A 16,654-nucleotide genomic window follows, 5' to 3' on the forward strand; every position below is an offset into this window, starting at 1 on the left:
TAATTCAAGTGAATTTGTTTGAAAGAAGAACTTTAAAAGCTTTATTTTCACCCGATAAAATACCCATAAAACAAGAGGAAGCTCAAATGAGCTTCCTCTTGTGAAAAATTGTGGGACAGCAATGGCCTCTTCAGACTCCTTTGAGACATTTGAAACTACGCGCTTCGCTTGTCTTACGTAATTTTTACAACCGTGCATAAAAAAGAATCCCCAAAAATGGAGATTCTTTTTGCATGAAAGCCTACGCGGACTTCGTCCTTGTCTTGCGTAAAACTTAAAGCAGCGCTTTAAGTTTTACTCAGGCTTTAGCCCTTCGGCTTTTTCTAAGGTTTCGTCATTATTGAAGAATTTTTCGCGCTGTTCTTCCAGAAACTTTTTCGCATCTGCTTCAAACACATTTAAACGCTTTTCATTGATCAGCGTGGTCTGATGTTTCAGCCATTCGTTCCAGGCCTGTTTAGATACGGTATCAAATAATTCCTGACCTTTGGCACCCGGGAACGGGGCAAAGTCCAAGCCTTCCATTTCTTGTTGATACTTACGGCAAAATACTTGTCGAGACATATCCATACTCCGAATTTAAGATTAAGCGTAAAGTTGCTCTAAACGGGCGTGGGCGCGTTCAATCGCAGCAGCGACTTGTGCCGGAGCAGTCCCCCCAATATGGTTACGTGCATTCACTGAAGCTTCCAGAGTCAAGGCTTTTTCAAATACATCGGCCTGAATCAGGTCAGAGAACTGCTGCAGCTGTTCCAGGGTCAGTTCAGACAGGTCTTTGCCTTCCTGTACGCCCAGTGCGACCGCTTTACCAACAATTTCATGGGCATCACGGAAAGCAACGCCATTTTTCACCAGGTAATCCGCAAGGTCGGTTGCAGTAGAGAAACCACGCAGCGCCGCTTCACGCATTTCTGCAATGTTAGGCACCAATGCCGGAATCATGTCAGCAAACGCCATCAGTGAACCACGTACAGTATCAATTGCATCAAACAGAGGCTCTTTGTCTTCCTGGTTGTCTTTGTTATAGGCCAGTGGTTGACCTTTCATCAGGGTCAACAGGCTCATTAAATCACCATAAACACGGCCGGTTTTACCGCGAACCAGTTCAGGGACATCCGGGTTTTTCTTTTGCGGCATGATTGATGAGCCGGTACAGAAACGGTCAGGAATATTCACAAATTTAAACTGGGCTGAGGTCCACAGAATCAGTTCTTCCGACATACGCGACAGGTGCATCATAATCAGCGATGCAGCGGCGTTAAATTCAATCCCGAAATCACGGTCTGATACAGCATCTAACGAGTTTTCAGATACAGCTTCAAAGCCCAACAATTCTGCGGTAAAAGCACGGTCAATTGGGTAAGTGGTGCCTGCCAAAGCAGCAGAACCCAAAGGCATACGATTAACACGTTTGCGGCAGTCAATTAAACGCTCAGAGTCACGTACCAACATTTCGAACCATGCCATAAGGTGATGACCAAAAGTCACAGGCTGTGCGGTTTGCAAATGGGTAAAACCAGGCATAATTGTATGCGTGTTTTTGGCTGCCAAGCTCAAAATGCCGTGTTGTAATTTTTTTAATAATTCTAAAATGGCATCAATTTCGTCACGGACATACAAACGAATATCGGTTGCCACTTGGTCGTTACGGCTACGACCAGTGTGTAATTTTTTACCTGTAATGCCAATACGCTGAGTAAGGCGCGATTCGATGTTCATGTGGACATCTTCAAGGTCAATACGCCATTCAAATTGACCTGCTTCAATTTCAGCCTGAATGGTATTTAAACCTTGGATAATATCGTCACGCTCTTCAGTCGTAAGTACGCCTACTTTGGCAAGCATCGTTGCATGCGCAATTGAGCCAGCAATATCTTGTTTATAAAAGCGTTGGTCAAATTGAACAGATGCTGTAAATTCAGCAACAAAAGCATCAGTCGCTTCAGAGAAACGACCGCCCCACATACCCGAAGTTTGGGCTTGTGACGGATTTGAGGAATTAGAAGATGTGGTCATATCGGCTCAATAGAATAAAAAGCAATAATTTGAAAACGAGTATAACAAATTCGGAATCACTTGCCGAAGGGCAGGTGAGATCATCTTTTGCAGATACGGCTGATGAAAAAAATTACAGTTATTTTTTTACGAAAATAGGGCGTTGGCAACATCTAATTGAATTATTTATTGCCAGCAATGTATTGGCCATGGTGCTGGCACTGGCTGAAGCGCAAGGCTGGCAGGCATTAACCGGTTCACGACTGCTGCAATATGTGCTGTACATTAACTGGGTGTTACTGGCCTTTACTGCCTTTATTGAATATTTTCAAAGACGTTTGGGTCGGATGAGTCTGGGCTTTTCGCTCGGTTTTGGTTTTTTATTGCTACAGCTGATTGTACTGGTGACTACTTTAAGCCTGAATCTGCTGACGCATTTTGGCCAGAATTTTCATCTGCGTGACTTGACTGCAGCCGAGCTGGGGGGCGGGCTGGATTTGCATTTAAGTTATGGTATCTTGCTGGGAGCATTCTGTTTTCGCTATTTATATTTGCGCGAACAGAATTATCTGCGCGAGCAAAGTGCTCTAAAGGCCAAGGTGCATGCCTTGCAAGCGCGTATCCATCCGCATTTTTTATTCAACAGTTTAAATAATGTCATTAGCCTGATTGCGATTGATCCTGACAAAGCTGAGCAGATGTTGCTCAATCTGTCACGTCTGTTTCGTGCCAGTTTACAGGAAGTCAAGCTGGTCAAGCTGCAGGAAGAAGTTGAATTATGCCAGCGTTATCTGGAGATTGAGCAGATTCGTCTGGGTGAACGCTTGCAGGTGGAATGGAAAATTGAACAGCCGCAACTGCTCAGTCAGGTACAAATTCCCTTATTAACTTTACAACCTTTACTGGAAAATAGTATTTTTCATGGTGTTGAAAAAATATCCAGACCGAGTACCATTAGCGTATTGGTAGAAATTTTGGAAAATCAAGTCAATATCGTCATTACAAACCCTTACGTAAACGCTAAAATGAATTTACGACAAGGACATGGTATTGCAATTCAAAATGTGCAACAGCGTCTACGCGCCTTTTATGGAAGAAAGGTGGTCTTTCAAACGTATGCAGGGGAGGGCATGTATACCACCGTGGTACAGTATCCATATAAATAAAAAAAAATTCACGTTAAGCTATAAAAATAAATGATTTAACGTAAAGGAGGGATAAATGGATGTTCTGATCTGTGATGATGAACCTCTTGCAACTGAGCGTTTGGCCCGCTTGGTGACTCAACTTGGACATCAGGTGGTGGCAACCGCCAGTCATGGTGAGCAGGCCATTGAGCTAGCAGATGAACATCAGCCAGATGTCGTGTTATTAGATATTCAGATGCCAGAAATGGATGGACTAAGCTGCGCCCAGCATTTGCGCGAGCTTGACCCCATGCCGGCAATTGTCTTTTGTACCGCCTATGATGAGCATGCACTTGATGCATTTAAATCGCAGGCAGAAGGGTATTTGTTAAAACCGGTCATGCAACAGGAATTGCAGCAGGTTTTAGATCACTTAACCAAACTCACGCAAGCCCAGCTGAGTCACATAAAACAAAAAGAAAATATGGAAGAATTGAATATAAAACGCCACCAGATCACGGCGAAAACTTATCGTGGTGTTGAACTGGTGCCTGTAGAAAATATTTATTATTTTTTAGCAGATCAAAAATATGTCACCGTGCGCCATAAAAATGGCAGCGTGCTGATTGACGAAACCTTAAAAGACCTGGAGCATGAATTTGCCGATCAGTTTATTCGGATTCATCGCAATGCACTGGTCTCGATTCATTATCTTGAAGGACTGGAAGTGATTAATACCGGTCAATATCAGGTGCGTTGTCGTGAACTGGAAGAACGTCTGGCAGTAAGCCGTCGTCATTTACCGACCTTAAGAGAACGTATTCAGAAACTGTAAGCACCGGCTGAAATGGCTTTTTCGCCATCTCAGGGTGCAAATTGACTTGCATTTTCAAGCGATCAGGTTAAGTTTAAGGGAATCCTTTTATTTGCTTTCACTGACATGATGAACACCCTGAAAATTGCAACTCGACAAAGCCCGCTGGCATTATGGCAGGCGGAACACATTCGTGCGCGTTTAGAAGCCTTACATGCCGGTCTAAACGTGGAGTTGGTCACCTTTGTGACCCAGGGTGATAAAATTCTCGATACCCCCTTAGCCAAAATTGGGGGCAAGGGACTGTTTGTCAAAGAATTAGAAGCAGCTTTGCTAGATGGTCGTGCTGACCTTGCTGTGCATTCCATGAAAGATGTGCCAATGGCGCTACCAGAAGGCTTAAGCCTGGCGGTGATTTGCGAGCGTGAAGATCCGCTGGATGCCTTTGTGTCCAATACTTATGCCAGCTTTCAGGACTTGCCGCAGGGTGCCAAAGTCGGAACGTCCAGTTTGCGCCGTAAATGCCAGATTTTAAAAGCACGCCCTGACCTGGAGATTATTGATTTGCGCGGTAACGTTGGTACCCGTCTGTCCAAGCTGGATGCAGGTCAATATGATGCGATTATTCTGGCCAGTGCCGGCCTGAAGCGTTTGGGCCTTAGTGAGCGGATTAGTCATACGCTCGCGCCTGAAGTGAGTTTGCCGGCCGTGGGTCAGGGCGCTTTGGGGCTGGAATGCCGGACTAATGATCAGGCCGTACTCGAGCTGATTTTGCCGTTGATGGATGATGAAACCAATGTCTGTGTACGCGCAGAACGTGCGTTTAATGCTTATCTGGAAGGTGGCTGTCAGGTGCCGATTGCCGGTTATGCCACTTTAAAAGATGGCCAGCTGTCGATGGAAGGCCGGGTGGGCAGTGTCGATGGCCAGACCCTGTTAAGCGCACAGCTTAGTGCCGCACCCGAGCAGGCCGAACAGCTGGGTGAACAACTGGCACAGAACTTGTTGGCACAAGGGGCAGGTGAGCTGCTAAAAGCCTTATATTAAGATGCTGTTTATTAATACCCGCCCGGCCGATCGTGCCTGTACCTTGTCACAGGCTTTAAGGCAACAGGCCTGGTCGGTGATTGAGCTGCCTCTGCTGGAATTACAGGCCTGTCCCTGGTCCGATGCATTGGCACAGCTGTACCAGCAATTACTGCAGGCGCAGCGGATTGTGGTGGTCAGCCCGACCGCGGTACACATCGGGATGGAGTATCTGGCGCAAAGCGGTATTCATCTCGATCAATTACAACATTTACAGTGGATTGCGGTTGGTGAAAAAACGGCGCAGGTACTGGCAGAATACGGAATTTCGAGCGCCGTGCCGGAGGTTGAAACCTCGGAAGGGATGCTGGAACTGCCTTTATTAAAATCCCTGGCGGCCGGTTCATGTATTGCCTTCTGGCGCGGTGAAGGCGGTCGTCAGTTTATGATGGACAGCCTGCAACAGGCCGGAATGCAGATTCTGAATTTTATTTTATATCAGCGTCAGTGTCCGGCCGCGTCCATTCAGCAGATGCCCGCGCTATTGCCACAACTGCAGCAGCACCGGGACTATTGGATGCTGATTAGCAGTGAGGCCAGCTGGTTAAACTGGTTGCGGCTGAGTCAAGCGCAAAAAGAATTATTGAACCGGGGACGTTATCTGGTGCTGGGTGACCGCCTGGAAGCGCTGTTGATGGATTATCAACAACAGCATCACACCCGTTTTCAACTGATCAAGTTGACGAATTTAAAAACAGAAACAATACTGCAGCAGATTGAGCTTAAATCAGGACACGCATGAAGAAGCTACTTATTTTATTATTGATCATCGGCTTGGCCTGGATGTTAAAGCTGAGCTATGACGTATTTAAAATAACGGCGCAGCAGTCCGAATTGTCTCAGAGTATGCATCAGGCGGAAAAAAGCCGCGCCAATCTCAATGACCAGCTAGTGGCTTTGCAGCGCCAGAGTAGCAATCCTTCACCGTCAGCATCTTCAAGTGCGCCTGCAACTAATACTACAGTGCAGATCAGCCAGACCACGATCACGCCGCAGCAGATGCTTCAACAGCAGCTGGAACTGATCGAATTTGCCTTAAAGCAGGCGCAATATCCGTATGCACTGGAAAAGTTGGCAGTACTGGATGTTCAGCTGAATCAGTGGGCTTTGTCACCGGCCTTGGCCGAAAGCCTGCATCAAACCCTGAGCAAAGACCGGCAGCTGATCCAGCAATTTGCGGCACAGCGCAGTGCCCAGCAGCAGCAGGTCACTCAGGCTCTACAGCAGCTGGATCAGCTGTTGCGTCAGGAAATCCAGCAGCCACAACTGCAGCCGGCGCAAGAGGCCAATCCGGCCTTCTGGCATAAGTGGTTGAAACTGGAAGCCGCCGAGCAGCCAGCGACTGTACTTAGTCAGCGTCAATTGCTGTTAAAAGAAGCGCAGTTGCGTTTATTACTGGCACGTCAGTTATTAGGACAAGGCCAATATCTGAATTATCAGCAGGAGCTGACTGAAATTTTTCATCTGTTACAGCTGCTGCCGGATCGGGGGGCGCAGCAGTTAAGCGCTGAATTGGCGGAAATTCAGAGCCTGACCGTGATTCCTGTGCCGGTGCTGACCAGCCGCACCTTATTGGATGAATGATCATGAAGCAGATTGTTCTGGCCTATGTTTTGGTCACGTTAGTGCTGGTGGCCTTGCTCAGTGTATTCAGTTATGGCTATGGCGCGGGCTATGTTTACCTGTATTGGCGTGACTGGCAGCTACAGACCAATATCTGGGTGCTTTTAATTTTATTGATGCTGATCAGTCTGGTGGTGCAGCTGATCTGGGCGATGCTAAAGCGTTATTTAAGCCGTGAACAGCGTAAGCAGGCAGCGGTGTTTGATTTCCAGCATTTACATCCTTATGAGCAAATGGCAGTAATCTGGCTGCTGGATGCCGCGCGTGAGCAGGACGCCTTTATCCGTCAGGTATTTAACCAGTCTGGTTTATTAAAAGCCGTGATTCATTCACGCCTGTCACTGATGCAGCAGGATTATCCGGTGGCCTTGCAGATGTTAAACCAGAGTAATGCCATGGCCTTTGAGCTGGCCGAGTTGCAGCGTATTGAAATTTATCTGGCGCAGCAGCAACCGGAAAAAGCCCTGACCCATCTGGAATTTTTAAATGGCCATCAACTGTCGCCGTGGCTCAAAGATGTCAAACAAGCCTATGAGCAGCGCTTAACCGCACTGTGGGGGGAGTTTGCGCTGCAGTATCCATGGTTATATTTGCGTGCGACCCAATATGGACATTTAGGGCTGGACAGTAAGCAGTTATGGCTTGAGCAAATCTTGCAGCATTTTGAGCAGGCCACACCGGAAGCATTGCAGGATTTAAAACAGCGTTATTGCAATCTGTCAGGGCAGATATTTACCCAGCCGTATGCGATTAAAGTGCTGTGGTTAAAAGTGCTGGTACGCTTAAGCGATATGGGAGAGCAGCAGGAGCATCTGGCGGTGCATTTACTGTCTGAACAGTTTCATCAGGATGTGTTCTATTTATGGTTCCAGCAGCAGCTGTTAAAACCGGTACCGGATTATCTCAAGATTGAAGATTATCTGAATCAGTGGGAACAGCAATATCCTGCTTTACCGGTATTGAGTTTTGCCAAATGGCATATATTGGAAGCTACCGGTCGTCATGACGATGCAGCACAGCTTCTGGATTTATATCCGGAACATATTTTAATGAACTATTTAAGAATTAAATCGGCATTAAAAGATCAACCGCATTTACAGCAGCAGTTAAATCTGGTGTTTGAAAATAATAGTCATTTCATGAAAATTAAAATCTAGGTAAAGTCGCATGCAATTAACCGATTATCCAGTAATTCATCAACAAGTGGTGGCATGGGGCGATATGGATGCGCTCGGTCATGTCAATAATGTGATGTATTACCGCTATATTGAAAGTGCCCGCATTCATTATATGGATCAGATCAGAATGATGCAGCAATCCTTTTCGACGGTAGTGGCATCAAATCAGTGCAAATATATGCGTCCGGTATTTTATCCGGATACCTTAAAAATAGGTGTACGGGTTGAGGAAATCCGAAATAGTGCTTTTCGCATGCATTATCTATTATGGAGCGAGCAGCAACAGGCTGTAGTCGCGAGTGCAGAAGCCATCATGGTTTGTGTGAATTCTGAAAGTATGCAGAAAATGCCATTACCCGAGTCGATTCGGCAGCATATTTTGGCTTTGGAAAATAGTGTGGGGCATTATCTGGATTAATTCTAATCCCGAATAAATAGATTATTTATCTCTGTTAATAATTGTTTTTCATTTCAAATAATGATTGAAACTTAATTCATATAAAAATATGATGTATTAATGCAATTGAAGTAAATTAATATAAAAGCATACTTGTGGAGTAAATATGATGCCCGATATTAGTAATTTGTCTGTAGAACAATTAAAGCGCTTGCAGGAAGAAGCGGAAGCATTAATTGCATCGAAAAAGGACCAGGCAGTTGAAGATGCATATAATCAGATTTTGGCAATTGCTGAAAATGCGGGTTTAAGCATTGAACAGATTCTTGAGTTTGGTGCGTCTAAACGTAAAAAGAATGTACGTAAATCGGTAGAGCCGCGTTATCGTAATAAAGCCAATGCCAATGAAACCTGGACAGGTCGTGGTAAGCAACCGCGCTGGTTAGTGGCAGAACTGGAAAAAGGTGCCAAGCTTGAAGACTTCTTGATCTAAACTTCATCAGATTGTCATCTAAGCGCACTAGAGTGTCGAAACCAAGCAGAACTGCTTGGTTTTTTTATGTGTATCCGTTGGTGTTGTAAAAAAAGTGTGCATAATGTGTGCATGAAAATAACAATTTGTTCATGAATGCATTAGATAGGTTGGTCGTGGTGGAATGATAAAGAAACCGAGATACATCACGTGGTGGATTTTCGCCATCATTGCTTTTTTAATTTTTGTGTTATTACAGATTCCTGCAGCTTGGTTAATTTCAAAGTTTTATAAAAACAATCAGAGTTTACATAATGTCAGTGGTAACATCTGGCAGGGGCAGGCAGATTGGCACAAGGGACAGTTGCGTGGCAGCTTAAGCTGGAATACGCGTCCTTTAGACCTGTTATTGCTGAAAGTGGCAGCCGATGTTGAAATCCATAGTGGTCATACCGAATTAAAAGGCGTGATGGGTTACCGTTTTGGGACCTTCATGCTGAACGCTGTACATGGCCGTGTTGCGCCAGAAACTCTAAAAACCCTGGTCGACTGGCAATGGCCGACCAATCCGATTCAATTGCAAAATATCGATCTGAACTATAACAAGCAGCAAGGGTTTGCCCAGGCACAAGGCCAGCTGAACTGGGCCGGCGGGGAGCTGGTGTATCAGTTTGCCCAGCGTCAAGAGCGCATGACCGTACCAACGCTGAAAGGCACGCTGTCGGATGAAAGCGGTAAACTGAAAATTGATGTGCGTGATGCACGTGACCAGAAAATGATAAACCTGAGTCTGGATCAGGAGATGATGCTGGATGTGCAGCTGACCCAGCGTTTATTGATGCATGTTCCTTCTTATGAAGGCAAGGCTGGTGCCGATACCTATGTAATCAGTACCCGCCAGCCGCTGTTCAAGGGAGGCTTCTGATGCAGAAAATCTGGGAACAGTTGCAGACTCTCCAGTTGAAACAGGCCGATCGTGTCGCACCGTTATTGCTGGCGCTGCTGATTCTGTATTTATGCTGGAAGCTGGCCAGTCTGTTCTGGCTATTACTGGCGCCGCCTCAAGCGATGCAACTGGATCGGGTCGAACTGGGTTCGCAGCAGCTGCGTGTACCGAATATCAGCAGTTTTGCCTTGTTTCATGAAGCGAGCCAGCGTACGCAGGCCGAAGACAATCTGAACCTTCAATTACAAGGCGTGATGGTCGGTTATCCCAACCAGTTTTCTTCTGCCGTGCTCAAAGTCAATGAGGTGGCAGAGCGCTATCGCGTCGGCGATGTGATTGAAGGCAGTGGTTATCAGTTGGCTGAAGTGTACTGGGATCGGGTGATTTTGCGTCATAGCAGTGGCGCCACCCGTGAGATAGAGTTTAAAGGCATTGAAAACGGGCTGAATCAGCCGATTGTGCCGACACAAAGCCCAGCTACGCCCAACAGAAATCCGGCACCGGCAACAACTGCGCAAAATGCGATTGGTCAGGCGGTGCAAAAGATTCAGCAAGACCGGGAACGCTATTTACAGGATATGGGTGTAAATAGTGGTAATGGTCAGGGTTATGAAATTACCGCACGGACACCGGCGGCACTCAGAAACAGATTGGGATTACAACCAGGCGACCGGATTTTATCCTTAAATGGTCAGACTGTCGGACAAGGGCAAAATGAAGCCCAATTGCTGGAGCAGGCAAGACAGGACGGTCAGGTCAGACTGGAAGTTCAGCGTGGTGACCAGGTCATCACGGTACAACAAGATTTTAAGTGACGGATTTTTCACCTTATAGGGTTAGGAAACACGGTAGATTATGGCTTTATTAAATCATGAGCGTCCGCTTTGGGCATTGGTGGTCGGCGCACCTCTGGTGGCTATGGTAAGTACGGCGAGCTATGCACAAACCTGGAAAATTAATTTACGTGATGCTGACCTGACTGCATTTATTAATGAAGTGGCCGATATTACCGGTAAGAACTTCGCGGTTGATCCGCGGGTGCGCGGCAATGTCACGGTCATTTCCAACAAGCCGTTGAACCGCAATGAAGTCTATGACCTGTTTCTGGGCGTGCTTAATGTTAATGGGGTAGTGGCCATTCCATCGGGCAATACCATCAAGCTGGTGCCAGATAACAATGTCAAAAGCTCCGGAATTCCATTTGATGCGCGCCAGAATGCGCGTGGCGACCAGATTGTGACCCGGGTCATCTGGCTGGAAAATACCAATGCCAATGACATGATTCCGGCTTTACGGCCTTTAATGCCGCAATTTGCCCATCTGTCTGCGGTGGCCGGCACCAATGCCCTGATTGTTTCGGACCGGGCCAGCAATATCTATCAGCTGGAAAATATCATCCGTAATTTAGATGGCACCGGCCAAAATGATATTGAAGCCATCTCGCTACAGTCCAGTCAGGCCGAAGAAGTGATCGGGCTATTGGAGTCAATGAGTTCGACCGGCAATGCCAAAGATCTCAAAGGTTCGCGGGTGCGAATTGTGGCGGATAACCGGACCAATCGCATTATCATTAAAGGTGATACCGCCACCCGCAAGCGTATCCGCCAGATGATTGAAATGATGGATGTGCCGGCGGCCGACCGTCTCGGCGGCTTAAAAGTCTTTCGCTTAAAATATGCCAGTGCGCAAAGCCTGGCGGAAATTCTGCAAGGGCTAGTATCGGGGCAGGCGGTCAGCAGTTCATCTTCCAATACGAAAAACAGCAGTAATAATAGCGTTAGCAATCTGGTCAATAACAGCAGTAACAGCACATCCAGCAATAGCACGGGCAGTACCTCGCCAAGTATTACCCTGAATAACGGTTTTGATCAGCAGAGCCAGATCACCAGCTTTAATGGCAATGGCGTCAGTATTATTGCCGATAGTAGCCAGAACGCCTTGGTGGTCAAAGCCGATCCACAGCTGATGCGCGAAATTGAATCTGCGATTCAACAGTTGGATACACGCCGTCAGCAGGTGCTGATTGAAGCCGCGATTATAGAAGTAGAAGGAACAGATGCGGACCAGCTAGGTGTGCAATGGGCTTTGGGTGATATCAGCAGCGGAATTGGCTTAATTAACTTCGATAAGTTTGGTACTAGTCTGAGAAATATTGCCGCCGGTTATTTAACTGGAGGTGCAGCGGGTGCTGGTGGCGCGATTGGCGCGGGTACCTCACTGGTGCTGGGAGATTATCAAGAAGGTAGTGATGGTTCACGCCGTTTGTATGGTGCGCTGATTCAAGCCTTAAAAGAAACCACCAAATCCAATCTGCTATCGACCCCATCCATTGTCACCATGGACAATGAAGAAGCCTATATTGTGGTTGGTGAGAACGTGCCGTTTGTCACCGGTTCGGTCAGTACAGGAAATGGTACCGTCAATCCCTATACCACCATTGAACGTAAAGACGTCGGGGTTACCCTAAAAGTGGTGCCGCATATTGGCGAAAATGGCACAGTGCGTCTGGAAGTGGAACAGGAAGTCTCTGGGGTCAATCGAGATCGTGGACAAGCACAGGATTTGGTGACCAGCAAGCGTGCAATTAAAACTTCGATTCTGGCCGAACATGGGCAAACCATCGTACTCGGTGGCTTAATCTCGGATAATACTACGTATGGACGTCAGGCTGTTCCAGGTCTGGGAGCGATTCCAGGACTGGGACGTTTATTCCGTTCCGATGGTAAGTCCAATCAGAAGCGTAATCTGCTGATCTTTATTCACCCGACCATTGTTGGAGATCAGAATGATATCCGCCGGATTTCGCAGCAGCGTTATAGTCAGCTGTATAGCTTGCAACTGGCACTGGATCAGGATGGTAATTTTGCCAAACTGCCGGAGCGGGTGGAAGATATCTATCAGCAGCGGGTGCCAGTGTCTAAAACTCCACTAAATCAAACCCGTTATCAGCAGGTGCCATCCGCGACCCCTGCGGCACAGTCGGGGGCGGCTGTGGTGACCACGCCCGTTGCGGTAGAACCGGCGCTGCAGCGTCAGACCTTAAGCCCGCAAGTCAGCAATACTACCAATACCACCACCACGACCACCTTAAGACCGCGCTCTTAACAGAGCGGACATGGAATCTGGTTTTGAGCATGTTATGATGGGCAAAAATTTAAAGAGAAGTTCGCTATGACTTGGAAATTACAAGCAATTACGGGTGAATTTACCGGGCAGGAAATTAGTGTTGATCGTGACATGCTGGTGGGGCGTCATCAGGAAGCTGATGTGGTGCTGCAGTCGGCTGAAGTATCACGCAAACATGCTGCGTTGTTACTGAAAGCTGAAGACCTGTGGGTACAAGACTTAAATTCATCCAATGGCACCTTTGTGAATGACCTGCGGATTGAGCAGGAAACTCCGTTGCATGAAGGTGATATTGTCCAGTTTGCCAGCTTTAAATTTTCAGTCCTGGCACCAGCCAAACCGGAACTGTTGGCAGATGAGCCGCTTGCGCCTGCAGGCACCGAAGTAGAACAGATTCCTGAGCTGGATGTGGTGGAAACCGCTACTGCAGCCGAGCCGACAGAAACTGTAGCAGTGAAAACGCCGGCACAGCAGATGAATGATCAGGGTATGCCTGAGCTGAAAGAGCGTGATGCATCGGTACAATTGACACGTGATGGCATGCCAACCAATGTCGGTGTACCAAAACCGGCCCCAATTCCTGAAGGGACCGATTTAAGCGCGGCCACCCCAGAGCCACAACCGGTACCGGTTGAGCAGCCTGTATCACGCGTTGAGCAGGAAAAAGAGCAGCAGAAAAATGCCTCTGTCGGCCTGATGACCATTATTGTGCTGGTGATCCTGGCAATTATTGCCTGGCTGTTGTTTAAATAAACCGCGACACAGCATACAATCGAGGCATGCTTTGGCATGCCTTTATTTTTTGAGAGGACCAAAATGTCTGTGGCCAAACTTGACACCCGTGAGCTGATTTTATTTGACCTGGACGGCACGCTGGTCGATTCAGCCACCGATCTGTATCGTGCCATGAATATGAGCCTGAATGCCTTGCAGCTGCCCATGGTCACCGAAGCACAGGTACGCACCTGGATTGGCAAAGGCACCTCGGTATTTTGTCACAGCACCTTGCTGCATTTAACCGGAGAGGTGCATCCCGATCAGCATCAGCAGCTGCTGGAAACTTTCCTAGGAATTTACAATGCCGATCCTTGTCTGGATACCCAGCCTTTTGCCGGAATTCTGGAGTTTCTGGAATGGGGCAAACAGCAGCAGAAAAAAATGATCTGTGTCACCAACAAGCCCGAGCTGCCATCACGCGCCATTTTAGATGCACTGGACATGAGCCATTATTTTGTTGATGTGATTGGTGGTGATCGGTTTAGCGAACGTAAACCGCATCCACGCCAGTTATTGCACTGTGTTGAGACCTTTGGGGTAGAAAAATCCCAAGTGTTGATGATTGGCGACTCTTCCAATGATGTGGAAGCCGCACGTCGTGCCGGTATTGATTGTATTGTAGTCAGCTATGGCTATAATCATGGCGAGAGTATTTATGATTGTCAGCCGCAGCAAGTGGTGGATAATCTGACAGAATTATTAGCTTCCTAATGTAAGAATAGATGTAAAAGGACACCGCAATGAGTGATTGTGTAGTTTTTCGATGGCGTCACTAAGTCAGCACCTACCAGCAACCTTCTTATGACCCCGCGAAAATGAAAGAGATTCAACATGACCACTCAAGCCCAATATCAACAACTGCAAGCTGCCGGCTATAACCTGATTCCTGTCTACCGTCAGCGTCTGGCCGATACCGAAACCCCATTGTCTGTGTTTGCGCGTTTAAAAGAGCATGAACAGGCCTATCTGTTTGAATCTGTCGAAGGCGGTGAAAACTGGGCGCGCTATTCGATTATTGGTCTGGGCGAGTCGACCGTATTTTCTTGCAATGAAGGGCAGTTGACCATTCAGCAGACCAATGGCGAACTGCTACAGCAGCCGTGTAGTGATCCTTTCCAGTTTATCCGTGATTTCCAGGCCCAGTTTAAAGTGCCAACACAGGCCGATTTACCGGCGTTGCCAAGCTTTACTGGTGGACTGGTCGGTTACTTTGGCTATGACGCGGTGCGTTATATCGAACCGCGCCTGAACAATATTCCAGATGCTGATCCGGTGGGCCTGCCGGATATCTGGATGATGCTGTCTAAAACCGTAATCGTATTTGACAACTTAAAAGATACCTTATTCCTGATTGTGCATGCCGATAGCAAGGATGCTGATGCCTATCAGAAAGCGCAGGCGCAACTGGATGCGCTGGAGCAGTTGCTGGCGACACCGGTGAACTTGCAGGCGCAAACCCATACGGCACCGCATTTTGAATCTTTAACCGGTCACGACAACTTTATTGCCTCGGTTGAGAAAGTCAAAGAATACATCCGTGCTGGTGATGTCATGCAAGTGGTGCCGGGGCATCGTATGGTGTCTGACTTTGATGGTGAGCCGTTACAGGTCTATCGCGCTTTACGTCACCTTAATCCATCACCATATCTGTTCCTGGTGCAAGGGCGCACCTTGGACAATGACACCCCATTCCATATTGTTGGGTCATCGCCGGAAATTCTGTCACGTCTGGAAAATGGTATTGCCACCGTGCGTCCACTCGCTGGCACACGTCCACGTGGTAAAACCAAAGAAGAAGATCTGGCCTTGGAAAAAGATTTACTTTCTGATGAAAAAGAGATTGCTGAGCATTTAATGCTGATTGACTTGGGTCGTAATGATGTTGGTCGCGTCTCAAAAATTGGCAAAGTGCAGGTGACTGATCAAATGGTGATCGAACGTTATTCGCATGTCATGCATATTGTGTCCAATGTGCAGGGTGAAGTGCGTGATGATGTTGATGCCTTGGATGTTTTTAAGGCAACTTTCCCGGCAGGCACACTTTCTGGGGCACCAAAAATCCGTGCCATGGAAATTATTGACGAAGTTGAGCCAGTAAAACGTGGAATTTTTGGTGGTGCTGTTGGTTATTTAGGCTGGCATGGCGAAATGGACATGTCGATTGCGATTCGGACCTGTGTTATTCGTGAAAATAAGGTCTATGTGCAGGCTGGCGCAGGCCTTGTTGCCGACTCAAATCCTGAATCTGAGTGGAATGAAACCCAAATAAAAGCTCGCGCAGTGATCAAAGCGGTTGAATTATCGTCAAACGGATTGATTTTGTGAGTTTTTGACGGTTTTTTTAAAAAAAACACTTGCACGGATTTCAAGTTTTGCTAAACTGCACACCGTTCCGATACGAAACGTACGAAACACTAAGAAACGCCGGCATAGCTCAGTTGGTAGAGCAACTGACTTGTAATCAGTAGGTCCACAGTTCGAATCCGTGTGCCGGCACCATCTTAGAGAATTCGAGATGTGAAGTAAAGAACGAGCACTGCAATAAGTGTGATATTGGTGGGATTCCCGAGCGGTCAAAGGGAGCAGACTGTAACTCTGCCGCGTAAGCTTCGAAGGTTCGAATCCTTCTCCCACCACCATTAACTTCGAATGAAGTGGTACATTACCAACAATGTGCGGGAGTAGCTCAGTTGGTAGAGCGGCAGCCTTCCAAGCTGCATGTCGCGAGTTCGATCCTCGTCTCCCGCTCCATCATCGAAGATGATCGCTCTTATAGCTCAGTGGTAGAGCACTCCCTTGGTAAGGGAGAGGTCTCGAGTTCAAATCTCGATAAGAGCTCCAGATACAGTTTAGCAACTTGGTTGCATGAGATTTAAAGAAAGCAGGCTATTTAGTCTGCTTTTTAAGTATTAGGTGTCTAGTTTTTTAGGCGATATGTCGAGGCTGGGTATTACTCAGATTGTGTTCGACGTAAACGAGGAAAATAAACATGGCTAAGGCTAAGTTTGAACGTAATAAGCCACACGTTAACGTGGGCACAATCGGTCACGTTGACCATGGTAAAACAACTTTAACAGCTGCAATTGCAACTGTATGTGCGAAGAAATTCGGTG

18 protein-coding genes and 4 tRNA genes are annotated in these 16,654 nt (G+C 47.1%); 19 read left to right on the forward strand and 3 right to left on the reverse strand.

Annotated elements, in window-relative coordinates; translation table 11 throughout:
- From FTU50_RS15390 to argH, 3 genes are all read right to left on the reverse strand, one after another.
- The coding region (locus tag FTU50_RS15390) for a hypothetical protein (protein ID WP_218951743.1) at positions 1 to 198 on the reverse strand (198 nt) is incomplete at its 3' end.
- A 96-nt stretch (positions 199 to 294) separates the two neighbouring features.
- On the reverse strand, positions 295 to 564 hold the full coding sequence (locus FTU50_RS13620; RefSeq protein ID WP_005181625.1) for an oxidative damage protection protein: 270 nt from the start codon (positions 562 to 564) through the stop codon (positions 295 to 297).
- Between the two features lie 21 nt (positions 565 to 585).
- On the reverse strand, positions 586 to 2,016 hold the full coding sequence (gene argH / locus FTU50_RS13625; RefSeq protein WP_180046577.1) for an argininosuccinate lyase: 1,431 nt from the start codon (positions 2,014 to 2,016) through the stop codon (positions 586 to 588).
- Between argH and FTU50_RS13630 the strand changes: the two genes are divergently transcribed.
- The 19 genes from FTU50_RS13630 to FTU50_RS13720 form a co-directional block, all read left to right on the forward strand.
- A complete protein-coding gene (locus tag FTU50_RS13630; RefSeq protein WP_180062729.1) occupies positions 2,007 to 3,161 on the forward strand; it encodes a sensor histidine kinase in 1,155 nt (384 codons plus the stop codon). The two genes, argH and FTU50_RS13630, sit on opposite strands and share 10 nt — an antisense overlap.
- 55 nt (positions 3,162 to 3,216) lie before the next feature.
- Positions 3,217 to 3,957 (forward strand): LytTR family DNA-binding domain-containing protein, encoded by a 741-nt coding sequence (locus FTU50_RS13635; RefSeq protein ID WP_005181633.1) that lies wholly within the window; start codon positions 3,217 to 3,219, stop codon positions 3,955 to 3,957.
- 108 nt (positions 3,958 to 4,065) lie between these two features.
- Positions 4,066 to 4,983 (forward strand): hydroxymethylbilane synthase, encoded by a 918-nt coding sequence (gene hemC, locus FTU50_RS13640; protein ID WP_168382019.1) that lies wholly within the window; start codon positions 4,066 to 4,068, stop codon positions 4,981 to 4,983.
- A 1-nt stretch (position 4,984) separates the two neighbouring features.
- The gene (locus FTU50_RS13645) at positions 4,985 to 5,764 is read left to right on the forward strand and encodes a uroporphyrinogen-III synthase (RefSeq protein WP_075167812.1); all 780 of its coding nucleotides are present in this window, start codon (positions 4,985 to 4,987) and stop codon (positions 5,762 to 5,764) included.
- Positions 5,761 to 6,606: a hypothetical protein gene (locus tag FTU50_RS13650; RefSeq protein ID WP_005181639.1), complete on the forward strand. Its 846-nt coding sequence runs from the start codon at positions 5,761 to 5,763 to the stop codon at positions 6,604 to 6,606. The genes FTU50_RS13645 and FTU50_RS13650 overlap by 4 nt, the downstream gene beginning before the upstream one ends.
- A gap of 2 nt (positions 6,607 to 6,608) precedes the next feature.
- Entirely contained in the window at positions 6,609 to 7,802 is a 1,194-nt protein-coding gene (locus FTU50_RS13655) for a heme biosynthesis protein HemY (RefSeq protein ID WP_168382011.1), read from the forward strand.
- Positions 7,803 to 7,812: 10 nt separating this feature from the next.
- A complete protein-coding gene (locus FTU50_RS13660) occupies positions 7,813 to 8,241 on the forward strand; it encodes a thioesterase family protein (RefSeq protein ID WP_171432368.1) in 429 nt (142 codons plus the stop codon).
- A 145-nt stretch (positions 8,242 to 8,386) separates the two neighbouring features.
- Complete coding sequence (locus tag FTU50_RS13665; protein WP_005181647.1) at positions 8,387 to 8,713, forward strand: H-NS family nucleoid-associated regulatory protein; 327 nt, start codon at positions 8,387 to 8,389, stop codon at positions 8,711 to 8,713.
- Between the two features lie 163 nt (positions 8,714 to 8,876).
- Positions 8,877 to 9,617: a type II secretion system protein N gene (gspN, locus tag FTU50_RS13670; RefSeq protein WP_005181650.1), complete on the forward strand. Its 741-nt coding sequence runs from the start codon at positions 8,877 to 8,879 to the stop codon at positions 9,615 to 9,617.
- Positions 9,617 to 10,453 (forward strand): type II secretion system protein N, encoded by an 837-nt coding sequence (locus FTU50_RS13675; protein WP_180055165.1) that lies wholly within the window; start codon positions 9,617 to 9,619, stop codon positions 10,451 to 10,453. Before gspN ends, FTU50_RS13675 begins: the two co-directional genes overlap by 1 nt.
- A gap of 40 nt (positions 10,454 to 10,493) precedes the next feature.
- Complete coding sequence (gspD, locus tag FTU50_RS13680) at positions 10,494 to 12,743, forward strand: type II secretion system secretin GspD (RefSeq protein WP_180055163.1); 2,250 nt, start codon at positions 10,494 to 10,496, stop codon at positions 12,741 to 12,743.
- A 66-nt stretch (positions 12,744 to 12,809) separates the two neighbouring features.
- Entirely contained in the window at positions 12,810 to 13,517 is a 708-nt protein-coding gene (locus FTU50_RS13685; RefSeq protein ID WP_005181667.1) for an FHA domain-containing protein, read from the forward strand.
- Positions 13,518 to 13,580: 63 nt separating this feature from the next.
- Positions 13,581 to 14,252, forward strand: a complete 672-nt coding sequence (gene gph / locus FTU50_RS13690) for a phosphoglycolate phosphatase (RefSeq protein ID WP_005181670.1) — start codon at positions 13,581 to 13,583, stop codon at positions 14,250 to 14,252.
- A gap of 120 nt (positions 14,253 to 14,372) precedes the next feature.
- Positions 14,373 to 15,866 carry an anthranilate synthase component I gene (trpE, locus tag FTU50_RS13695; RefSeq protein WP_168382015.1) on the forward strand — a complete coding sequence of 498 codons (1,494 nt, stop codon included), beginning with the start codon at positions 14,373 to 14,375 and terminating at the stop codon, positions 15,864 to 15,866.
- Between the two features lie 98 nt (positions 15,867 to 15,964).
- Positions 15,965 to 16,040 (forward strand) — tRNA-Thr (locus tag FTU50_RS13700).
- A gap of 56 nt (positions 16,041 to 16,096) precedes the next feature.
- A tRNA-Tyr gene (locus tag FTU50_RS13705) sits at positions 16,097 to 16,180 on the forward strand.
- 36 nt (positions 16,181 to 16,216) lie between these two features.
- Positions 16,217 to 16,292 (forward strand) — tRNA-Gly (locus FTU50_RS13710).
- A 15-nt stretch (positions 16,293 to 16,307) separates the two neighbouring features.
- Positions 16,308 to 16,382 (forward strand) — tRNA-Thr (locus tag FTU50_RS13715).
- Between the two features lie 148 nt (positions 16,383 to 16,530).
- The coding region (locus FTU50_RS13720; protein WP_228151030.1) for a GTP-binding protein at positions 16,531 to 16,654 on the forward strand (124 nt) is incomplete at its 3' end.

Origin of the sequence: Acinetobacter sp. YH12112 (assembly GCF_013418945.1) — a bacterium.
Lineage (GTDB): Bacteria > Pseudomonadota > Gammaproteobacteria > Pseudomonadales > Moraxellaceae > Acinetobacter > Acinetobacter indicus.